A 21,780-nucleotide genomic window follows, 5' to 3' on the forward strand; every position below is an offset into this window, starting at 1 on the left:
CATGGGTTCGCGGTAACCGCCGCAACCTTTTTACTTCTGATATCGACCTGCTGGTTCACGGAAGAAGCCGATCCCGTGCGTCGCGCGATCGAGCGACTGCCGATCATCTGCGGGGAAGGGACATTCCCTCACGACCTGATCTTTGCATCGGACATTTCGGTCGAACGAGTGCAGGAGCTGATGCGATTGCAGTTAAAATGGAGAATCCGGGCTACGCCATTCTCGCAATAAACTGCCAAACCTGACCGAACGACTGCATTCTCACCCTTAACTGCCAAGCGACACTTCGTGGATTTCGCGCCGGAAGGCTTCCGAGCCGAGATAGCGGTGAGAAAAATGGTCTTGATTACCTTGCCGAGTTGGGCCAGCGCCTTGTAGCTCAGGCGCTGCACGCTCGCCCGCGCAAAGCGGCGCAGGATCGATTCCGCATCGGCCGTGCGGTGCTGCAGGGCCGCCGCATATTTGATCAACTCGTCATACTGCTGCTCGATGAGGTTCCAGTCGATCGCCCGTGTCAGGATCGGCAGAAGGTTCGGGAGCTCGCGCGCCATTTCGGTGTCGGGCACCCCGCACTTCATCGGCAAGAGAACGGGCGACGGTTCCGGCCACGGTCGCCAACCATCTGGTGGCGCACCGCGACGGTCCGGCTCTTATGCTACGGCGAACTGGGGAGCACATGCGCCCCCTGCCATGACGCAAGCATCCAGAAGGAAGAGGTGAGAGGTGACGCGAACGGGTGTGATGGAGTGGGAGGCGCATCGCGTCCGACCATCCGTGGAATCGGCGGCCTTGATTAAGGTCTGCGACGTCTGACCAAGGCCATCCATGGCGGAGTGCTCTCGCTGAGGTTAAAGGCAGCCTCTTCGGCCTCGTACCGGGTCATCCCGGTGAGCGGCCGACCGTATCTCTCGGCGGGAAGCCCTGTCAGGCTATCGATCACAGACCACAGCCCTGATTCCGACGGCAGAATCTTGTAGCGCCTCATCGAGCCCTCGCTTGCTAGAAGCACAGAGAACTCCCGCTTTACCGCAAAGTTCCGCATTGCAGCATCAAAATGTTGCGACGCACTACGAGGGATGCAGTTCATATGACGGGCGGGGTCCTTTTGGCGCGCTGCCCGGCTGCCGGGTGCTGGTCGCCGGCCCGGCCGGCCTTGATAGGGACAGCCCTGGGATGGGACGCCTCACGCACCTCGGCGTTCCGGCACGAGCGGCACGGCCAGCTCGTGTATGCGCGCATTGGGCAAACCCGCCGGGCGATATCGCAAAGATGCTGGTAATGCGTCAGATAGATTACCTGCCCAACGTTCGCCATCTCGGCGAATAGCCGGAAGGCTTCCACGGCACGGAAGTCGTCGAACGTCTCCATGATGTCGTCGGCGATAAAGGGAACAGGGGTGCGAGATTGGGCGAACTCGTGGTAGCGGCCACTCTGAGCGCGAGATACAGTTGGAAGCGCGTTCCCTTTGACATTTCCTGAGCCAGCTTGGAACTCCCATCAGCCGCGATGCCAATAAGGACTTCGGTGGCTGGATCGCCAGACCACGATAGGCGCCGCGGCTGATAACCTGAAAAGTCGCCGAGGCGCGAAGCATCATCGAACTGCGACGCCTGTCGCGATAGAGGCGCAAGGCCTGCTCGGCTGCGACGATGCCGGCCCTGAGGCGGAAGTACCTGAACGCCTTATCCTCGATTTTCCAGGAGAACCGTGCGCCTTTGCTCATCAAGAGCAGCTACGGCACTATCGCCGTCGACGGCTTCCACCTCGTCGGACGCTTTGCTGTATGCCGTAACAGCTCTCGTACGCGCCGATCCTGATCCTCAAACCGGGCTCTAGGTTCTACCTGCTCGGCCTCAAGCGCCAGCCGATCCGCGGCGTCAAGCATCGCTTCGACATCGCCCATGTCCTGGATTGATCGTGCCTCTCGGATTTCGCGTTCGATGGCATTGCAACGCCGGAGCAAGTCTTTCCTTTGCTCGGTCATGCGCAGCTTTTTCTCTACGTCCTGCAAGGATGATACTCCGAATAGTCGCGTCATTTCAGATTTGCGGCGCTCGCAATCGCGATTTCCGCCTCCAGGTCCCGGATTTTGACACTCTGATCCTCGAGAGCAAGCTGCTTGGATTCCCCTTCTGCCTTTTTCGTCCGGCCTCTTCCACTCTGGCGGATATCAGCGCCCAAAGTCTCAGCGCACTGTCTGCTGGTCGCTCCAGTCCGAGTTCTGCAGCCATGACGGCAAGCTCGCGCGAGAAGGCCGCCTTCTTCCATCTTGGCGATGCGATCTGCCAGACCGGCTTGACGTTGAGCAGCCGGGCCGAGTTCGGCAAGTCTGTCGATGACCTCCTTGACGGTCGCGAGGCTGGGGATAGTCCCTCCAGCGCCGAGCCAGCAGCTCCTGCAAACCTCAGCCCATGACGCGCCCCATTGCGCCTCATACGGCGGTCCGCCTCTTTTTCCAAGATTCCCGCGTATGCCAGGCTGCCGGTCGCCTTGTTGGGAAGGGACAACGACTAAAGACGGCGGCAGGATAACACCAGCCTGCGCCGGATGCGGCTGACCTCCGAGGAGAATGACAAGCGTGCAACCACGGAAACGGCTAGGCTGCGCAGGGCGAAGGTCGCGGCCATGTGGGCAGATAGGAGGGTCAACTTGTAAGGGAGCGAGCGCGGCGCTGTCTCAAGCTTGGCCATTCGGATCAACATCGAGATACCGCGCTAATCGAATTTTTTCAATTTTTCCGCCAACGCAGCCATCTGTTGCGGTTCCAGGCCCGATATAGATCGAGATTACCACCAAACACCCGAGCGCCCATCCTACTAACGCCAAAGGAGCGTATGGCCGATGCCGCCAAATGACGGCGAGGGAGCTCCCACGGGCCAAAGCCACGTGCATAGAGCGAACGGGCTTCCGGGCTCCAGTCGGAGGCGAGATCCTCACGGCACGGGGCTGACAGAAGCTACGCAGCAGCCGCTTTACTCCTACGATTGCCGAGGGAGTCCGTTATTTCAGCTAGCGATTTTGGTGGGCTGAATAGATATCCCTGAACCTCGTCGCAACCTGTAGCGCGAATAATTTCCAGCTGGTCCTCAGTCTCTATTCCTTCAGCCGTGGTCTTCATGCCCAAAGCATGGGCCAAACTGACAATCGCGTGCACGATCGCCATGTGATCCTGATTTGTGGAGATTTGCTCCACGAAGGAACGGTCTATTTTGATCTTGTCCACGGTATATTTTCTGAGATAGCCGAGCGAGGAATAACCGGTGCCAAAATCGTCGAGTGATATGCGGACACCCAGCGCACGCAAGTCCGGTAGCGCACAGGATGACCTTTGGCTGTCCTCAAGCAACAACGTTTCTGTCACTTCCAGTTCAAGGCGATTAGCAGGAAATCCCGTAGCGGCGAGTACTCTGGAGACCATCTCAACGACATCGCCTCGCATGAACTGCGTTGGTGATAGATTAACTGCGAAATTGAGCTCCCCCGGCAATTTTACAGCTGCTCGACAGGCTTTTTCCAACACCCACTCGCCCAGGTTGACGATCAAGCCCGTGTCTTCGGCGATGGCGATGATTTCCTCCGTTTCGACCGGTCCGTGTCTGCAGCCCGGCCACCGCAACAGTGCTTCAAGTGTGGTGACTTGCAGCGTGTGAATGTTCACGATCGGCTGGAATACTACATCGAACTCCTGGTCAAAATCGGCGGCACGCAAATCGAGTTCAATCGTCCGACGGCGCTGAAGACGCGCATCCATCTCGGGCTCGAAAAAGCGATATGTGCCACGCCCGTGTTCTTTGGCCCGGTAGAGCGCCAAGTCGGCATTTTTCAGAAGCGTGTCAGGGTCGTCGACAATCCCTGACGTCACGGCTACGCCGACGCTCACCCCGATAAGGATCTGATGCCCATCGAGCTGGTATGGTTCGCTAAGAACCTCGAGTATACGTTGGGCAAGTTGGTCAACATCCGCTGGCTGTGTGACATCCACCTGCAGGATCACGAATTCATCGCCTCCCAGCCTAGCCACAGTGTCCTCTCGGCGAACGAGGGTTGAGATGCGGGCAGCAACCTGGCGGAGTAGCCGATCGCCTATGGAATGTCCGAGCGTGTCATTGACGTTCTTAAAATGATCGAGATCCAAGCAGAAAACCGCGGCAGAGCGCTGATGCCTTTGGCACCGAGCCAGCTCACTCACCATCCGGTCACGAAGCAGAATTCGATTAGGTAAGTCAGTGAGAGCGTCATGGCGCGCCATGTGCACCATTTGGGCCTCAGCGTGATGGCGTTCGGTGATATCGTCGTAAGTAGCCAGCCAGCCTTCATTGTTCATCGGTTGATGCAAAATTGAAATCACGCGACCATCGCTCAGCTCCTGCAGTAACGTACCCCCCTTCTTTCGAGCAATCAGGCTAAGTTGTTCCGAATGGATATTCTCGGCGTTGTCCCGGGAGCAGATACCCGTCTGGACCGTGAGCCGTATGATATCCTCAAGGGTACTCCCCGGCCGCAGCGATTCCGGAGACAGACCATACATGGCGGCCAACCTGCGATTGCTAACGATAAGCCGGCGGTCTTCGCCGAACATGCAAAGCCCCTGCGACATGTTGTGTAGTGCACTATCGAATAGACGGTTTTGCGTGATCAACTCATCATTTGCAGCGTGCGCTGCAGAATTGGCCTTCTCGAGGTCCCCGCTCGTTTGCACCAATGTCGCATTGAGCGCGTGGAGTTTTTGCTGAGCCTGGATAAGAAGTCGGTGCCGTCTTTCCAAAAGTACAATAAGCACAAACGTGCAGAGCACGAGGCCCCAAGCCAGGGCAGAGAACGTCCAATGCAGTTGCAGAAGTTCTTGTTGGTCGCGCGCGACCTGTTGACCGCCGTAATTATTGGCCTCCGCGGCAAGACCGATGAGGTCTCCTTCCAGAGGGACCATTTCTGATAGGATGGCTCTCGCAGTTGCGGGAATCTCAACCTGCTCGATCAGCATCTCGGCGCGATGGAGGAAGTTGGATAGTGATTCAACCGTCCTTTGCCGGTCGTCCGCTTCCAGCACAAACGGCTGAAACTCGCCGCTGCGAAACAGCTCAAGCCGATTCTTGACAATTTCAAACCGAAGCTGCGCCTCTTGCTTCGAGCCTTCACCGGCCGCCAATTCGCTGACGCGCTGACGCAGCCGCAAAAACTCGTTCACGCCCTGACCTGCGCTCCAGGCCACATTGTAGCGCGAGACCTTGGCCAGCATCTCCTGACGCTCGAAAATGAGCGTCGAAAGATAAACTGCGCCAACGCTGAGAACAATGATCGCGGTGCTGAGACCTATCTTTAAGGGGTGAAAAGCGCCCACTGGAGGACCCCGCAACTACACATGAATTATCTCTTATTCATCGCACAATCAGGCGTGAAAGTTGCCAAATCGAACGTGCATAGTATTTTTGGGCCTGCAATTCTGGAGCGCTGTCGTAAGGATACACTACGAAGAGAGGCCCCTTATCGCTAACCGGCATGTATTGCTTATCGCGCTTCAGCGCCAATATCACATCGAAGTCGTTAAAATCCTCAAGGGGAATTGTCGTACGGTAGTCGTTCAGAGCTATGGCGACTACTTCCGTGCCGTGCGCTCCGACAAGCGCCATAATCCGTTTGAGTGAGACGCCCTCAAACTCGGCCGGTCCGGAAAACCAAGGCGTAGTGGTGGTCAACGTGGTCATACCGAGCTTCTCGAGCATCCCACGATCGAACTGCGCCACACCATCGGCGTTAGTCACTCGGATATTGCCCTCGATCGACAGGATTGGCGTCTCCTTTGGCGGCAACAGCTGTTGATCCTGAACGTGCCCCGGAGATATGGTCAGCAGCATAAGCGCAACAGCTAAGGCAAGTGCGCCGCGAATCCCTGACATCATTTTATCCTTTGCCTCACTACACTACCCGCTTTCAATGCGTCGCGATCCTTGAACGCCGCGTTAACTGCGCGCGTAAAATCGCGGGCTAATGCCTCTTTCCATTGAGCCAGGGGCCGGCTCAGCCCGTTTGACACTGATCAATCACAATGTCAGAAGCTTTGCCCTCGGCATTTTAAGGAGTGAATTTTGGAACGTTCTGCCAGCGTCGCCATGGTCGAGACATACAAAGAGTTCACATTCGAGGCCGCCCACCAGTTACAGCCATTTTCCGGGTTACACGGCCACACCTTCAGGGTTCGAGTCCACTTTAAGGGCTCACCTGATGCAGTGTTCGGCTGGCCGGCCAATCTTTACGAGGTAGAGCCGAGAATTAGTTCGGTGCAAAAAATCCTGGACCATACATACCTGAACGACATTGACGGTTTGGCGGTGCCATCCTTGGAAAACATCGGCAAATGGATCTGGGATAATCTTGCGCCTCATTGCCCGCAAATTGATCGCATTACGGTGTCGCGCGGCCCAGATGGGCAAGCCGAAGGCTGCACATATCGAGGAGGCCCTGATTGCCGGGGGCCAATCGGCCCTTAAATTGCGGGTAGCGGTCAAGCCATTTCTTCGTTCTTCCCTGGACGAAATCTGTGGCGGAGGTGTTTGGCGATGTTCCGTTTGAGTGCCTCAGCTATGCAATGAGGGCCCGGACAAGCCAACCTCAGCCGAATTCGACGAGGTCAACGCACCAGGCCCGGGCAGAAGCATTGTGTCAGCCTTCAGTCCTGTTTGTCGTCGCCGGGGTCAACCGAACCGCGGCAACAGGCGCTGAGCGCCGCGCGGACACAATCTGATGGCGCGACCATCTCACCAAGCCGATCCCGCCGTCCGTCGACAGTTTGAAGCGTGGCCGGCTATGGCATACCGCTCCGAGCCGGATCTCGGTCACCTCAAGGCAAACTCGGCCCGTCGCTGGCGGAGACGGAACGCGTCATCTGTCCTGCCAGCCGCCTTTCCTTCTGGGCTCCGACCTCGCTCACCGCGGCTATTGCCTCTCGCTGGATCGGCAACGGTACCGCCGACGAGATCTGCAGAACCATCCAGCAGGAGTGCGGAACGTGAGAAGCTCGCTTCATCGATCCTGGCCGATGCGGATCTGGTTTCCAAGCCGGGCGCGATGCACGTCTGGCTGCGTCTCAGCGCCGCCCACGACCGCCACGCCTTCGCGGCCAGCCTCAAGAACCGGCAGGTTCTGGTCCGCCCCGCCACTTTCGCGGTCGACGACACGCCACCGCCCAATGCCGTGCGGCTGTCGCTGAGCTCGCCGCTCGAACGCGGCGATCGAGTGCGGCCTGCGCATCATCGCCGCCAATCTCGGGCGGCCCAAGGACTTTTGACCGCCGGCAATCGCGCCGGCGCATAAGCAACAGGCCGCTGCATGCGGCCATCACCCACGGAGAGACGACCGATGTTTTCGAAACTGTTCGGGGCCATGCTCATCGCGTGCACAGCCCTTGTCCTACCGGCTCAGGCCGCGGACATCACCCTCAGGGTCGACAAGACGCCCTCGATCTTTGCGGACATGTTCAAGGACCTTGTCACCGCATTCGAGGCGAAGAACCCGACCATCCATTTTCAGATCGACACGTCCCAGCGCCACCAGATCGACACGATCCAGCGCACGATGCGCCAAGCCGTGATAAACGATCTGCCGGACGTCTCGTTTCAGGGCTTCAACTACCTGAAGCTGCTCGCGGATGGCGGCCATATCCAGCCTCTGGACGGCCTGATGGCGGCCGACGGCGGATGGAGTGAGACCCAATATTCTCCTTCTGTGGTCGCAACTGGCAAGATCAACGACAAGGTCTATGCCCTCGGCGTCGCCTTTGCCTTTCCGATCCTCTATTACAACGCTGATCTCATTGCCGAAGTGCAGGGCGGCAACAAGGAGCTGCCCGCCGATTGGGACGGCATACTGGCCGTCGCACGGAAGATCCAGGAAGCCCATCCCGATGTCCTCGGGGCCTATACGCGCTACAATTCCTTCTCTCGCAGGGCCACATCATGAGCCGCGGCGGCTCGGTCGGTAATGCCGAGGGAACGAAGGTTGCCTTTATCGACGAAAAGGGCATGGCCGCGTTCGACCTCTTCCGGCGTTTCGGCGAGGCCGGGAGGCGAAGGTCGATATGACTGACTCGCAGGTCCGCCAGTCCTATGTCAGCATCCTCGCCAATTCCAGTAGCAGCCTCGCGAGCTTCTCCCAGCAAGTTCGAGATCGGCACGGAGCATTTCCCGTTCCGCCTCCGTCATCTCGGCTTACAAAGTCTCCTGCACGACAGTCTGCAAAACCTTGCGAAAGCCGTCCTCATCCGACAACAGCAACGCTTTCAACTCGCCTCCGCTCAGTCTAACGTCTCGCTTGGTCATGGCACTCCCCTTCCACGGGAATCGGTGGTCGTAACGTCACCAGCGTGCCATGGCCGCCCTCACCTCAGAGCATGGGCTGTTCTCTCTCCAAAGCTTTTTGCAGAACCTTCAGGGCACTATCGTCTCAGGCGCCAATGTCGACCCAAGGAGGATGTTCAACCGTGGCCGTACAGACCCGAATGCAGACGGTATCCAAAGCCGCAATGAAACCAGCCTCTTTGTCGGAAAAGGCAGAGGCTGGAACGGCTGCAAGGGAACCAACAGCGGCGCCGGTTTCAGAAGCGGATGCGACAAGAGAACGGCCGCAGCGCAGTCTGCCGAACCCGAGCAGTGAAGAGCGCAAGAGCAAGGCGATCGAACGTGCTCTGGCTCAGGAGGAGGGACGCTATCGCTTGCGCGACCTCAAACGCGCGCACGCGCGAGAAGCCAAGCACTACGTCAATTGCCCGCTGGACTACGACACGAAGCTGCGACTGCAAAAGGCCGCCTTCGACAACGACATCAAGATGACGGTGATCATAAAGGCAGCCATCGACCAGTTTCTCCGAGACAACGGCTATTGATCCGTGAGCGGTCGAAGCCTCCTGCTCGGGATGATGATCGGTATCCTTATTGGCATCTACGCCGCACCGTTGATCAGTCGCCGAGGCTGTTATGGGCGGAGGCTGCCATCCGGTTTGTCCCAAAGGGCACAGAGCTGGACGATCTCGTAGCCGTGCATGGCGCGCTGAAAAGAATTGAAGGCGTGGCCCGCGCTCGATGCCGGAATCTGCCCCGCCAACAACGGCGAATACACAATCAGAGCATTCTGCTCTGAGATCAGCAAAAGGGCGCTGATTCCGTCAACGACATTCTTGATCTTAACTCGGGCGAGATCGACCCGCGTTTTCGTATCCATGACGGCGATTGCGGCGATCGCGTTGCGAGGTCCGCTCAAATCGACACCGGCATAACTTGCTCAATGCGATATCTCTTCTCGAACTCCCGGAGCACCATTTCAAGCGTTGCCTCAAAAGCACCCTGATCGAACATCATCGATTTATTGGCCTCATGGAGATACCGCCAGTCGATGAAGGCATCTTTGTGCTGATACAGAATCTGACGGATGCTGTAGTCGATGTAGAGACCGTTGGGATGGTAGGGAGCCACTGATCTCTTGAACTCCGCGTCAAGTTTCTTCTGGCTTTCGGGCTTTAGGTCGTCAAACAGCTTCATCAGGTCGTGCGATTTGGTAGCTTTTGGATCGTCGTGGTCGAAAACGAACCACGCTTTGAGTGCCAACTCCATCGAAAGTGCCAGGAGCATCGGCTCAACACCGATATGTTCGCGTTCGCTCAGGTCTTCATGATCTCCGAAACCCTTGGTTGGAAAGCTCTGAGTCTTTCGTAAAATGGCCTTTGCGGCTTCGCCGATCCGGATGGCTGTCGATAGGCGAGCACTCATTAGAGACCTCTAGATAATACGTACCGACTTTGTGGTCTGAGCTCAGCCATTGCAAGAAGGCTATCATCTGAGCGATGTTGGTGCAGCCGCGTCCGCTCGTCCGCACCCAATGCTGACGTCTCGGCTACTGACCCGACTTTCCGCTTTTAAGAACTCGTGCAACCTGGATAAAGGGCCGGAATGCGGCGCAAATCTGCTATTCCCCGAGCGTAGCGCCAAGACCTGCCTAGAGTCGCGGTCTGCCGTTGGGCGACCGTGAAAGAAAGAGTCGTGAAAGGGTCAGACGTTGTGATGAAGCGACCCCCGGCACAGGTCGCCATTGAGTTCCGCACTGCAATGTTATGCGACTTTAGACTGTAGCAGCTAAGTTCTTATGACCGTGGTCAAGAATGATGGATGACCTTTTTCGCCCTATGCCTTTTGCCACAGGTTTTGTTTGCCATTGATGAGGGCAGCACGGAGACGGGATGGGCCTTAGACGACGGTTGATCCAGCTCTTATCCGCGGGTTGGTTACCGCACTTCCGTAATCCGTCCTGGGCTGTCCCTGTCTAATACCGGGCGTTGGGCTGATGCCCAGCCACATACTTAGCACGGGAGTTCCCCACCGTGGCCACATCCCGTCGCCGTGCTGCCCGGTTTTTCCGCCGGGAGATCCGGCGCGGGCAGAGCCCTCAATCCGGCGGCGCCCGCGCCAGGGGCGCGCTTGCCGGGATCCTGATCTTCGGTGAAGAAGCGGGCTGCATTTCAGTTGACCGGTTCGACCTGGTGGCCGATGGCCCATAGGAACGCCGCCATCTCGCGCGCGATCGCCGCAATCACGATGGGTTTCTTCTTGCCCGCAGCCATCATGCGCCGGTAGCGGGCGCAAAGCCGTGTCTGCGCCTTCCAGGCGATCTCCCGCACCGCCTTCGGCAGGCCCTCGAGGCGGACTCGAATGGGCTCCGTCACTCTGGCCGGATGGCGATAGCTCCAGGCACCTTCCACCAGGACGCGTCGCGCGCGGTTGCCGGCCAGCGTCAGACCGCCACGCTTCACCGTGTCGCCGGTCGAGCGCTCCGAAGGCACCAGGCCGAGAAAAGCCATCAGCTGGCGCGGATTGTCGAAGCGGCGGACATCGCCGACTTCGCTGACGAAGGTGACGGCAACGACAAAGGAGACGCCGCGAAGCGCCTGGTAGGCCGCCACCACCGGCGCCATCGACCAGCTGGGCGCCAGCTCGGCCAACTGCCCATCCAGCCGCTCCAGCCGGTTCTGCGCATCGGTGATCACGTCGACCTGGTCCTGGAACACGATCTGCTGGGCCGGATGATCGAATTTTTGCGCCGCCAGCCAGCAGGCATAGGCCCGGCTCCAGTTCTTGCGACCGGTAAAGACCCGGCCATGGCGCAGTAGGAACGAAAGCAGCATCTGGCGCTTCTTGCGCAGATCCTCGCTCGCCGCGGCCCGCACCCGCACCAGATCGCGCACCGCTTCATGCACCGCGTCCGGAACCCAGATCCCCTTCAGTTCGCCCGCCCGCAAAAGCCGCGCCAGGGAGACCGCATCGCGCCGGTTCGTCTTGACGCGCTCGCCCGCGCGCTTGGGGATCAACGAGGGCGCAACGACATCGCAGCGGTGGCCGAGCTCGACGATCTGGCGATAAAGCCCGTAACCGGTCGGGCCCGCTTCATAGCAAAAATGCAGGTGTGGATGCTTTTTCTCCAGCTTGCGCACAAGCCGTTCCACCGCCGCCGGCGTCGCCTCGATCTCGCCGAAATACCGGACCTCCCCATGCCGTCCGCCTTCGGCAACCGCAATTGCGTGCTTGGCTTTCGACACATCGACACCGATGTAAAAAACGCTATCTTGCTTCATGGCCCGTCCTTTCTTCGCTTGGGGCTCGGCTCGGCACTCCCGAGCAACCCCCGTTTGCTTAACAGCTGCAAAGACTAAAGGGCGGGCCGCCGCTCAGACCACGGTCATAACGTCTAAAATGTCCGGATCTGGCAAAGTCGCTTCCTGCTTGTGCCTTGCCAATCTCCCCGCCTTGGAGAGCGCGGAGGCCGGCCAGGTTCCCCAGCTTCAGGTCGGTAACAGCAGCAGCTATCGGACCGCTGATCGACAGGCGTGCACCGGCCAAGATCGAATCTCACATCGCCGATGCCGTCGCAAAAGGCGGTACGATTCGATGGGGGGGCAATCGCGTCGGCGAGCAAGGTACGTTCTTCCAACGACCGTCCTCACCGACTTTTCCAGCGGAATGGCAGTCGCGAGAGGAGACATTTGGGCCATTGGCACCGACCATTCGCTTCGACGATGCGGAGCAGGTCGTGCGCGAAGCCTACGACACTATCTACGGCCTTGATGCCTCCAATCTGAACCGTCCGGCGCGTGGCCGAGGTCCTGGAATACGGAATGGTGGGCATCAACACCGGCCGCATGTCCTGCGAAGCAGCCCCCTTCGGTGGGATGAAGCAATCCGGCATAGGTCGGGAGGGTTCCCGCCACGGGCTCGAGGGTTACCTCGAGATGAAATACCTGCATGGGTGGGATCTGATTCATAGACTGGAGTGCTCGGCAAAGCGGGATGCGGTATTTTCTCCAGCTTGAGGGCAGCGCGCCTTATTCCGAAAAATTGCCAGCGTGTATTTCTGGTCAGCGGTCGGCCCAGTCCGCGGTGGCGGAAGCTCTAAATCGTGACCGCCGCATGCATGCTCGCGCCGGCTCACCAAATCCACTGTGCTCTTTGGCCTATGGCCACGCGCAAATTGGCAGAGGCTTCCGACTTTCGGGCAAAGGCATGTACAAGGCTTGCCGCCCATAGATCGCCCTCTTGCCCAGCGGCTTCACCAAGTGAGATCCCCGTGCTGCAAGCCCGATGTCAGCACGCGGGCGGCTTGCAAGCACACTAATCGCGGTCCTGAAATAGCTTGTTCCCGACAGAATCGTAGCGCCGCTAACAAACGGAACCAGCCGCGCAACGCAACCTAATGCAATAACAACGGCTTTTTAGCTGGCATGGCTCTTGCTGCTTGAGCCGTACCGTGCGCTCCGGCACAGAGCCGCTTCCAGCGGATCTCACGACCATCGCACATATGTAGGCCAAAGGACTTTTCTACAGCGAGGTGAGGGCGACGATGAGTAATCGTCCCGTTTCACTGAGTTCATTGGACCTGAGTTTATGGAGGAGGTCATACAATGAGCAAGGCGATTTCGTTTGGGGCGGAAGTCTTGCCGGTGACGGTGTCATCGACGACCCTTCGCGAGCTCCTTCTCTCGAAGGAACTGACATTTTTGATGGAAGCGCATGATGGGCTTTCGGCAGCGATTGCCGAGCGTGCCGGCTTTCGCGGGCTCTGGGCCTCTGGTCTTTCCATCGCCTCGGCGCTTGGCTATCGCGACGCCAACGAAGCGAGTTGGACCCAAGTCGTCGACGTCGTCGAGCGCATAGTCGATGCGACGGACATCCCTGTTCTTGTTGATGGTGACAGCGGCTTCGGAAATTTCAACAATGCTCGCTTGGTCGCGCGGAAGCTTGAGCAACGCGGGGCCAGCGGCATGTGCCTTGAAGACAAGGGTTTTCCGAAGTTGAACTCCTTTGTCGGGGATCGGCATCCGCTTGCTGACATCGACGAATTCTGCGGCCGGCTCAAAGCCGTGAAAGACACGACGGGACCGGATTTCGTCGTCGTCGCGCGGATCGAGGCGCTGATCGCCGGTCACGGTCTCGATGAGGCGCTGGTCCGGGCCGAGGCTTATGCAGAAGCCGGCCCCGACGCGATCCTCATACACTCCGGCAAGGCCGTCGCAGACGAGATCCTGACCTTCGCCCAGGAATGGAGCAAGCTGCCGATCGTCATCGTCCCCACCAAATACTACAAAACGCCGGCTTCGGTTTTTCGTGATGCCGGCATTTCGACGGTCATCTGGGCCAACCATTCGATGCGGGCGGCGATCGCTGGCATGCGTGACATCTGCGGCCGCATCTGGTCGGAAGAAAGCATCGCCGGGATAGAGGACCATGTTGCCGGCCTCGACGAGCTGTTCAGCCTGATCGGCTATCACGAACTGGCTCAGGCGGAAGAACAGTATCTGCCGAAGCGGACAGCAGAGCGACGTCCGAGCGACTCGGACCAAGTTCAAAAATTCGACAATTAGCTCAGGAGAGGCGCACATGCTTGCGCAGCGGATGTCCTTGCTTTCAGGTCCGGGCACTGCCGCCGCCCGCGAGGCAGCCAAGGTCGCTGCCGCGGCCGGCCGTCAGATCATCGATCTGGCGGCCGGCGAGGTGATCATCGAGCCGCCTACGTCAGTTCGCAATGGAGCTATCGCCGCAATCAATGCCGGCACGAACCGCTACACGGATTCAATCGGTCTGGCACCGCTCCGGGAAGCCGTCGCGAAAAAACTGACGATCGAAACAGGCGTTGGCTGGAACACCGACGATATCGTCATCACCGCGGGCGCAAAACAAGGATTGCTCGACGCTGCTCTGGCTGTGCTCGACCCAGGCGACGAGGTCATCATCTTTCGCCCGTGCTGGCCGACATTCCCGTCCCAAGTTCTTCTTGCCGGCGCAAAGCCCGTATTCGTCGATGTCCGGCCGCCAACCTATGTTCCCGACATTGGCGCAATCCGCGCCGCCGTCACACGGCGCACGAAAGCCATCATCATCAACTCGCCTAACAATCCCACAGGCGCTGTCTACGGTCGAACAACGCTTCAGGCCATTGGCGATATCGCTATCAATTATCAGCTCTGGATCGTTTCCGACGAATGCTATTCCAGCTTTGTCTTCACGGGTGGACGCCATGAGTCCGTCGTCATGGCCCATCCCGGGGTTCGGTCGCGGACAATCCTGGTAAATGCCTTCTCCAAGGAGCTGGCGATCACTGGATGGCGCATGGGCTATTTTGCGGCGCCGCCGGAGATCGTTTCCGCGGCCAAGAAACTGCAGAGTCACACGACCTCTAACCCCAACGTGATTGCGCAACACGCCATTCTGCATCACCTACAGGTTGGTGATGGCCGTTTCGAACGGGAGATGCACCGGCGATTGACTGATGCTCGTACCGTGGGGCTGCACATTCTGTCCGGCCTGCGCGATGTCGATGCACCGCGCGCCGAGGGTTCGTTTTTCTTCTATCTCGACTTGAGCACGTTGATCGCTTCGCTGCCGCAGGGGGGACCCGTGCGGACCACAGACGACGTTGCCCAGTTGCTTCTCGATGAAATCGGCGTGGGCTCCGTCGCCGGTGGCACGTTCGGTGATCCGAATGGTCTGCGACTGTCCTTCGGGGCGCCCCCAGGCCAGCTGGAGCAGGGACTGCAGAGGGTCGTCGAAACGTTGAACAGCCTCAAGACCAGACATGTGGCTGCCTGAGCCTCTCATCAGAAGGACGTGACATTGATATGACCAACCGTACTCGGGCGGTCATCCTCGCCGCAGGCGTGGGATCGAGACTGCGCCCTCACACGGATGCCGTTCCGAAACCTCTGGTAAAGGTAAACGGCACCCCTATGCTGCACAACGCGCTGCATCAGCTCTCCGAGCTCGGAATATGCGAAGCGACCATTGTCGTGGGCTACCGCAAGGAAGCCATCGAGAAGTCGTGCGGCCGGCGCTCAGAGGGTGTGGAAATCGAGTATGTCTACAATCCGATATTTGACCGGACCGGCAGCGCCTATTCTCTCTGGCTGGCGCGGAACACAATGCTTGCCGGCGACACTGTCTTGCTCGAAGGCGATGTGTTCTTTGAGCGCGAGGTGCTGGAACGGACGCTTCGGACTGTCTCCCCGACGAAAAAGAACGTCGCAGCGGTAGCCGCTTTCACCGAAGCAATGAGCGGGTCGGCGGTCGAATTGGCCGAAGATCACTCCGTCTCCACGTTCGTGATGAACCAGACGCCGGCCCAGGCGCAGGCAAGGAGTCTCTTCAAGACGATCAACCTGACCCATCTCTCTGCGGCGGCACTGCACGATCGGCTAGTGCCGGCGCTACATCGCGCAGTCGAAAGCGGGCATCGGACCGCCTATGTCGAACAGATTCTGGCCCCTCTGGTAGAAAACCGCGAGCTGCCGCTTTCTGCGGCTGACTGCAGCGACACCCGCTGGTTCGAGATCGACAGCGAGGCCGATCTCCAGTTGGCGGAGGAGATTTTCAGGTTGCCGCCGGCACTTGCATTGTCCGATCCATCCTCAGCCAAACTCGCGGCAGGAGCAAGGAGATGATCGGCTACCTGCGTGATTATGCGAATGCCATCACGGCGCTCGCCTTCCTGTTCGCGGTCGTGGGGTTGTACCTCGCCCTCAATGGAAAGATCGAGCTCGGTGTCGCAGCCATGCTCTGGACCTGGTTTCTGGACCATTGGGACGGGCACGTTGCGCGCAAGACGAGCCACCTTCGCCGTCCGGGGTTGGCGGATTTCGGAAAGAGCTTCGACGGGTTCGGCGACTTCCTTCATGGAGTGGTCTTCCCGGCGGCCGTGATAATTCTCATCGGCCAGGGGAGTGTCCTATCGTTGATAGCGAGTTTGATTCTTGTGTTGGCGGGCGCCATCAGGCTCAGCTATTTCGAGAACGTTGGATTGACGGCTGACGCGCGCTTCACCGGCATTCCAGTCTCTTACGACACTCCGCTCCTTGCTTTACTGCTGCTCCTTAGACCTTTTCTCTCGCCGACCTCTTTCGCAGCAACGGTGGCGATGCTGTTCATCGCGTTGGCAGTGCTCCACGTCACGACAATTATTCGTGTCCCGTCGATCCGGGGAAGGGCGGTCCCGATAGCCACCGCATGCGCTATCGCTGCATCTATGGCCTTGGTTGCCCTGCAAGAAATCGGAGCTTCGGTTCCGGCAAACTGAGTTTCGCGAGATGAGCAAGTGGGGAAATGGGATGAACGAGATCGCACTGATCGGGACCGGAGTTCCCATTATCACAGCACAGCCAATATGTTCGCATGCCAGGTAGCCGGCTGTAGGCTGCCAGACCCTTGCGAACTCTTTGCCATCGTCGAGCACTACGTAAACGTATTTAAGAGGGTTAAACGTTTCCGACATGGACGGCGTCCGGGCCTCGATTCGCGAACGAGCATTCCCTTACGCCAGCTTTTTGGCGTCCTTCTGGCCTTTGCCGCGCGCCGCGGAATCATAGTTTGGGGGCTGAATGCAATGATAGCGATCGTAGGGAGGTACGAGCACGGCGAGTTCTCCGTGACCAGCGAGTTCGCCAGCCGCGAGCTCAGCGAAAAAGATAAAGCTCGTTACGACGGTGACCATCTGCCAAATGAACTTTCGCAATTCCGGCGTGGTAGTGTGAGTCTGTTGTTCGATGAAGTGGCTTATATTGCGACGAAAGAGCGTCAGCGCATCGCATTCGATCCTGATCGTTTCGTGCAGGAATATCGATCACGCGGACAAGACGCGTTCGACGACCTTGATGGTCAATTTGCCATCGCCCTGCACGACGCCGCGAGTGGCAGATTGCACATTGCACGGGATACCTTCGGGACCCGCCCGCTATTCATCGCACATCTCCCGTCTGGCATTGCATTTTCCACGACCTACGCACCACTATGCAAGCTGCCGGAACTTCATCCCGCCTTCGATGTCGCTGCCGTTCGTGCATTCATCGAGCGTGGTTGGGCGCCGGCTGGATTGACCTTCCATCGCGATATACGGCCAGCGCGAGCTGGCTTCGTCGAGATATTCGGTCATGAGTTGCACTGTCTTCGTCGCCTGCAGCCTCAGGCAAATGAGTATACTCAGCCCAGAGACCCACTGTCGTCCGACGAATTGTTGTCGCTTCTTCGTCGGGCTGTGGCGGAATCACTTCAACGTTCGCAAGGCGATATTGGCGTTTCACTCAGCGGCGGCATCGATTCCGCCGCGATCGCAGCGCTGCTGCAAGAAGCCGATCCGCGCCGTGTCATACGGAGCTTCACCGTTGGTTACGGCGAGGAGGACCGGGAGATCCAAGGAGGTCGCGCGACCGCCTCCCATCTTGGCTTGGAGCATCACGAAATTATCGTCGGCGCGCAAGACTTGGCTTCCCTCATGCAGCAAGTCGTACGAGTTCTGGGTAATCCGGGCGGCTATGATGAATTTCCCTGCCTTTTCGCCTTGTGGCGAGACGCGTCGAGGTCCGTGCAAACCCTTTTTTCGGGCAATCTCAGCGACACGCTTTTTGGCGGCATGCCCTACCATAGGGATCTTTGGCTTAGGATGAACGACGTGCGCGATGACGTTTCGCGCAAGGACCAATCAGGAAAAGGTCCCAAAGACCTCCTTTTCGAAAATCTTCGCCAATCCCTCACCGACTGGGACGAACGTATCGGTGCGCAGACCTTACTCGCTTCGCGCGCGGAGCTTGAGTTGGTTATGCCACTATCGAGACGATCCTTGCTCGACTTGTCCCTACGCCTCCCCGCTCGACAAAAGGTGACGGAATGTCATGTCAAGTCTTTCTTCCGGGAGAGCATCAGCAGTCTGCTTCCTCCTGAAATTCTTCAGCGGCCGAAGGGGATTCAACAACTGCGTTATGATGCCGACATGCGCGACACCCTATTGGAACTCTCGCGACGGTACCTGACGAAGGACCGCGTTGAACTACATGCGATCGTATCTCCTGACGATGTGCAGGCGTGTATATCCGAAAGCAAAGACAACTTCACGAAGGCGCGATTCCAGACCCTTTGGAACATGCTGATATTTGAGATTTGGACGGATGCCTTTGCGAATGCACCGTCCCAGTCAAAGCCTATCTAAGGGAGACATCAGAGAAGACCCGACTTGGAGCGAATCGGCGTGACCGATGAGTATCTTATCGGCGTGGTGACGTTCGCTAATCTCGGGCTTTGGTGCACGGATCGTTCAGTGCTGGACGTATATGTAGGCTGCAACCTTAATGACCGTTGTGCCGCTGTCATGCCTTTCAAACACAATTCCGGCCGCCGTCACCGTATCGGCAAGACGAAGTTCAAAGTGAGAAACTGGCCGGAATATGAAGAGGGGTTACGTCGACGTGGCAGCCTCACCCTGTGGGTGACATCGGAAGCCCTGTCCAAACGGCAAGCGCCGAGGCGCAAGACATTGGCGGCCAGCATCGCTATTCCGATCTGGCGATCGAGACCTGCCTGACGCTGGGGCTAGTGTTTGGTCTGCGACTGCCCCAGGTCGAAGGCCTATTGGTATAGTTTCTGCAGTTGATGAACCTGGACTTTGCTGTTCACGATCACGCGACGCTGAGCCAGCGGGCACGGACATGGCAATCTTGCACCAGTCGCCAGCCCATAAGCCGCCACCGGACGGACCATTGCACGTGCTGATCGACAGCACTGGCCTTCTAGGTCTATGGAGCGGGACAATGGCTGAAGGAGATGCATGGTGCCAACTCCCGCCGTTGCTGGCCCAAGCTGCATCTGGCGCTGGATGCCGATAGCGGTGAGACCATCGCCCATACCCTGACCGACCAGGACACCGGCGATGCTTCTCCGGTGGGCCCACTGCTCGACCAGATTGACGGTCCGATCAGACAGTTCACTGTCGACGGCGCCCCATGACGGAAAGCCAACCTACGATTCCGTCATCAACCACAGCGCTGCTGCCGCGATCGTCATTCCGCCGCGTGCCAACGCGGTCGAACTGGCAGATGCAGGAATGCCGTACCAACGGGACAACCACATCGCAGCGATCCAAAGAGATACGGATGAAATGGCAAGCCTCCACCGGCCGCGGCAAGCGGTCTCTGGTCGAGACAGCCCATCGGGCGATACAGGGCCGTCATCGGAAGGCGTCTGCGGGCGCCAGCTCTCCTTTCCCGCCCAGCAGGCAGAAGTTGCCATCGCCTCCACCATCCTCAACAAGGCTCTCGGGCGCCCGTCGACGATCAACGAAAAATTGAAGCAGGACGTGCGCGACAATCTCGCAACGGGAATGAGTGTTTCGGCCGTCGCCAAAAAGTTCGCGACCAGCCGGCAGACGCTCATGCGTGTCCGGGATGAAGGCTCACGGTCCGTTCGGCCTGTGTCTGGAGGGACAGGTTCTGCCCCCACTTCGCATCGCGACTGTCATCAAAACGTAACACGGGCAAACTAAAGAAACCTAGACATCTGGTTACCTCCTCTGTCGGATGCCGAAATATCATGAAACTTAGCTTGTTGCTGTGTGGTGGAGAGAGTTGGTGTTTTTCATCTCGAGAGCCTTGCGCAGCGCTATCACTTTGTGGGCGATCCTCACCATCGTGTTCTTTGCGACACGCATGACCGGAGATCCCACATCCTTCCTCATTTCGCCCGACCTTCCCGAGGAACAACGGATTGAGCTGAGGACAAAGCTCGGGCTCGATGATGATGTGGGGACGCAATACGTCCGGTACAGCGCCGCACTACTGCGCGGAGATTTCGGGCAGAGTTTCTTCTCGAACCGACCCGTGGTCGAACTGTTCATGGAGCGGGTTCCGAACACCCTCCTTCTGACCATTCCCGCTTTCGTCTTGTCCATCGCCATTGGTTTAGGCGGTGGCCTCTGGGCTGCACTCCATCACAACGCTCTTTTCGACCGTTCAGTCACGACTGCAACGGTCGTGATGCAGGCCATTCCCAATTTTGTGGTCGGCATTGCAGCAATCTTGATTTTCAGCCTGTCCTTAAAGCTTCTGCCAAGTGGCGGCATGGGGACCTGGAAGCATATGATCCTTCCCGTCATCACACTTGCAGTCGCAGCATCCGCGAACATATCGCGGCTCGTCCGCAGCAGCATGCTCGAAGTCTTGTCACAGGATTACATGCGTTACGCCCGCAGCAAGGGTCTAAGCCCAGCCGTTGTCGTGCTGAAGCACGGCTTAAGGAACGCCATTCTGCCCGTACTGACGATCCTCGGACTGCAACTCGGAGGTCTGATCGCGGGCGCGGTGGTGACGGAATCGGTTTTTGCGTGGCCGGGTGTAGGGCGGCTTGTGATCGAGGCCGTTATGAAGCGCGATTTCGCGATGCTGCAATTCGGAATCCTCGTTTTTTCTGCAGCAGTCATCCTGGCTAACCTTCTCGTTGATCTTGCCTACGGTCTGCTTGATCCGCGGGTCCAAGGGAGATGATCATGACCAACAGTATCAATGACGCACCGGAACTGAATGCTGGCGGTTTCGGAGTTGAACGGTTGTCGGCCTCGAAACGACGTGACCGACTGCCGTCAGTGATGATCATTTCCTGCTTGTTCCTGCTTGTTGTCGTGCTGCTGGCTGCTGCAGCCCCTGCAATCGCTCCGCATGAGATTGCGGGGCAGAGCCTCTTGAGCCGGCTTCGACCGCCCATATTCGCCGGCGGTGCAAGTGACCATCTCCTTGGAACCGATCATCTTGGGCGCGACGTATTTTCTCGCCTGCTTTTCGCAACGCGCACGACATTGCTTATCGCTGGCGCTGGCGTTCTTATCGGTGTCATTACAGGCACGTTAACCGGGCTGATTGCAGGGACTGCTGGAGGATGGATCGACCAGTGCATTTCGGTGGTGATCGACGCACAGGCCGCGGTGCCGACGACGTTGATCGCCCTTACAGCGGTCTCCCTTGTTGGCACGCATCCCCTGACTTTGGTGCTGATCGTTGGCTTTTCCGATTACTACAGGTACGCCCGTGTTGTCCGTGGGCAGGTGCAAGCCTTGCAAGGACGCAGCTTCATCGAAGCCGCTCGCTGCTCCGGCGCGTCGCCTTGGCGAATTGCGATACGTCACGTTCTTCCTAACACATTCTCGCCCATCATCGTCTTGGCGAGCTTGAGCTTTGCCGAAATGGTGGTTCTGGAGTCCTCCCTTTCGTTCCTTGGCGTCGGCGTTCAGCCGCCAAATGTTTCTCTCGGCTCGTTGCTTGGCGAGGCAAGAAACTACCTGATCTCCTCCGCTTGGCTCGCCATCATACCATGTGTCGTGATCGTCATGATCACGGTCGCAGCATCCATCATCGGGGATTGGCTGCGCGACGCGCTCGATCCTCAGAGCCGCACATAATGGTGCAGCCCTCACTCTATTCCTGCAGGAATGCCTAACATCATC

At 58.4% G+C, this 21,780-nt stretch carries 19 protein-coding genes and 3 pseudogenes; 15 read left to right on the forward strand and 7 right to left on the reverse strand.

Going from position 1 to position 21,780, the window contains the following annotated elements:
- Positions 1-288 precede the first annotated feature (288 nt).
- The 3 genes and pseudogenes from BQ8482_RS21405 to BQ8482_RS21440 all read right to left on the reverse strand — a co-directional run.
- Positions 289-575 (reverse strand): annotated as a pseudogene (locus tag BQ8482_RS21405) (Tn3 family transposase); the annotation flags it as partial.
- Positions 576-2,956: 2,381 nt separating this feature from the next.
- Positions 2,957-5,338, reverse strand: a complete 2,382-nt coding sequence (locus BQ8482_RS21435; protein WP_123149434.1) for a putative bifunctional diguanylate cyclase/phosphodiesterase — start codon at positions 5,336-5,338, stop codon at positions 2,957-2,959.
- Positions 5,339-5,375: 37 nt separating this feature from the next.
- Entirely contained in the window at positions 5,376-5,894 is a 519-nt protein-coding gene (locus tag BQ8482_RS21440; RefSeq protein WP_123149484.1) for a putative pterin-binding protein, read from the reverse strand.
- A gap of 189 nt (positions 5,895-6,083) precedes the next feature.
- On the opposite strand from BQ8482_RS21440, the gene BQ8482_RS21445 reads away from it, so the two are divergent.
- Positions 6,084-6,485, forward strand: a complete 402-nt coding sequence (locus BQ8482_RS21445) for a 6-carboxytetrahydropterin synthase (protein ID WP_008872058.1) — start codon at positions 6,084-6,086, stop codon at positions 6,483-6,485.
- Between the two features lie 532 nt (positions 6,486-7,017).
- On the opposite strand, the gene BQ8482_RS37780 is transcribed toward BQ8482_RS21445, so the two are convergent.
- Complete coding sequence (locus tag BQ8482_RS37780; protein WP_133254808.1) at positions 7,018-7,248, reverse strand: hypothetical protein; 231 nt, start codon at positions 7,246-7,248, stop codon at positions 7,018-7,020.
- A gap of 105 nt (positions 7,249-7,353) precedes the next feature.
- Between BQ8482_RS37780 and BQ8482_RS21455 the strand changes: the two genes are divergently transcribed.
- From BQ8482_RS21455 to BQ8482_RS39415, 3 genes are all read left to right on the forward strand, one after another.
- Positions 7,354-7,953 (forward strand): ABC transporter substrate-binding protein, encoded by a 600-nt coding sequence (locus BQ8482_RS21455; RefSeq protein ID WP_165848655.1) that lies wholly within the window; start codon positions 7,354-7,356, stop codon positions 7,951-7,953.
- Positions 7,950-8,075: a hypothetical protein gene (locus BQ8482_RS40110; protein ID WP_280178857.1), complete on the forward strand. Its 126-nt coding sequence runs from the start codon at positions 7,950-7,952 to the stop codon at positions 8,073-8,075. The genes BQ8482_RS21455 and BQ8482_RS40110 overlap by 4 nt, the downstream gene beginning before the upstream one ends.
- 398 nt (positions 8,076-8,473) lie before the next feature.
- A complete protein-coding gene (locus tag BQ8482_RS39415) occupies positions 8,474-8,875 on the forward strand; it encodes a hypothetical protein (RefSeq protein WP_008872065.1) in 402 nt (133 codons plus the stop codon).
- Positions 8,876-8,964: 89 nt separating this feature from the next.
- Here the strand turns inward: BQ8482_RS39415 and BQ8482_RS21465 are convergent, their stop codons facing one another.
- The 3 genes from BQ8482_RS21465 to BQ8482_RS21475 form a co-directional block, all read right to left on the reverse strand.
- Positions 8,965-9,249: a hypothetical protein gene (locus BQ8482_RS21465; protein WP_123149436.1), complete on the reverse strand. Its 285-nt coding sequence runs from the start codon at positions 9,247-9,249 to the stop codon at positions 8,965-8,967.
- Positions 9,246-9,755, reverse strand: a complete 510-nt coding sequence (locus tag BQ8482_RS21470; protein ID WP_123149437.1) for a hypothetical protein — start codon at positions 9,753-9,755, stop codon at positions 9,246-9,248. Before BQ8482_RS21470 ends, BQ8482_RS21465 begins: the two co-directional genes overlap by 4 nt.
- Positions 9,756-10,501: 746 nt before the next feature.
- Entirely contained in the window at positions 10,502-11,611 is a 1,110-nt protein-coding gene (locus tag BQ8482_RS21475) for an IS110 family RNA-guided transposase (protein WP_123149438.1), read from the reverse strand.
- Between the two features lie 155 nt (positions 11,612-11,766).
- Here BQ8482_RS21475 and BQ8482_RS40115 point away from each other — a divergent pair.
- The 11 genes and pseudogenes from BQ8482_RS40115 to BQ8482_RS21520 form a co-directional block, all read left to right on the forward strand.
- A pseudogene (locus BQ8482_RS40115) lies at positions 11,767-12,048 on the forward strand (aldehyde dehydrogenase family protein); the annotation flags it as partial.
- Between the two features lie 127 nt (positions 12,049-12,175).
- A complete protein-coding gene (locus tag BQ8482_RS40120; RefSeq protein ID WP_280178858.1) occupies positions 12,176-12,346 on the forward strand; it encodes an aldehyde dehydrogenase family protein in 171 nt (56 codons plus the stop codon).
- Between the two features lie 588 nt (positions 12,347-12,934).
- Entirely contained in the window at positions 12,935-13,894 is a 960-nt protein-coding gene (gene aepX, locus BQ8482_RS21485; RefSeq protein ID WP_123149439.1) for a phosphoenolpyruvate mutase, read from the forward strand.
- Positions 13,895-13,910: 16 nt separating this feature from the next.
- Positions 13,911-15,119, forward strand: coding sequence for a pyridoxal phosphate-dependent aminotransferase (locus BQ8482_RS21490; protein WP_123149440.1), 1,209 nt, complete (start codon positions 13,911-13,913; stop codon positions 15,117-15,119).
- Positions 15,120-15,148: 29 nt separating this feature from the next.
- Positions 15,149-15,967 (forward strand): phosphocholine cytidylyltransferase family protein, encoded by an 819-nt coding sequence (locus tag BQ8482_RS21495; RefSeq protein ID WP_123149441.1) that lies wholly within the window; start codon positions 15,149-15,151, stop codon positions 15,965-15,967.
- Positions 15,964-16,599 (forward strand): CDP-alcohol phosphatidyltransferase family protein, encoded by a 636-nt coding sequence (locus BQ8482_RS21500; RefSeq protein WP_123149442.1) that lies wholly within the window; start codon positions 15,964-15,966, stop codon positions 16,597-16,599. Before BQ8482_RS21495 ends, BQ8482_RS21500 begins: the two co-directional genes overlap by 4 nt.
- Positions 16,600-16,947: 348 nt before the next feature.
- Entirely contained in the window at positions 16,948-18,501 is a 1,554-nt protein-coding gene (locus BQ8482_RS21505; protein WP_165848656.1) for an asparagine synthase-related protein, read from the forward strand.
- Positions 18,502-18,660: 159 nt separating this feature from the next.
- A pseudogene (locus BQ8482_RS38685) lies at positions 18,661-19,623 on the forward strand (IS5 family transposase); the annotation flags it as partial.
- A 21-nt stretch (positions 19,624-19,644) separates the two neighbouring features.
- Complete coding sequence (locus BQ8482_RS40625) at positions 19,645-19,830, forward strand: helix-turn-helix domain-containing protein (RefSeq protein ID WP_244602925.1); 186 nt, start codon at positions 19,645-19,647, stop codon at positions 19,828-19,830.
- Between the two features lie 85 nt (positions 19,831-19,915).
- Positions 19,916-20,827, forward strand: coding sequence for an ABC transporter permease (locus BQ8482_RS21515; RefSeq protein ID WP_123149485.1), 912 nt, complete (start codon positions 19,916-19,918; stop codon positions 20,825-20,827).
- A gap of 2 nt (positions 20,828-20,829) precedes the next feature.
- On the forward strand, positions 20,830-21,735 hold the full coding sequence (locus tag BQ8482_RS21520) for an ABC transporter permease (protein ID WP_123149486.1): 906 nt from the start codon (positions 20,830-20,832) through the stop codon (positions 21,733-21,735).
- The last annotated feature ends 45 nt before the right edge of the window (positions 21,736-21,780 follow it).

Origin of the sequence: Mesorhizobium delmotii (assembly GCF_900149755.1) — a bacterium.
In the GTDB taxonomy this organism is placed as follows: Bacteria; Pseudomonadota; Alphaproteobacteria; order Rhizobiales; family Rhizobiaceae; genus Mesorhizobium; species Mesorhizobium delmotii.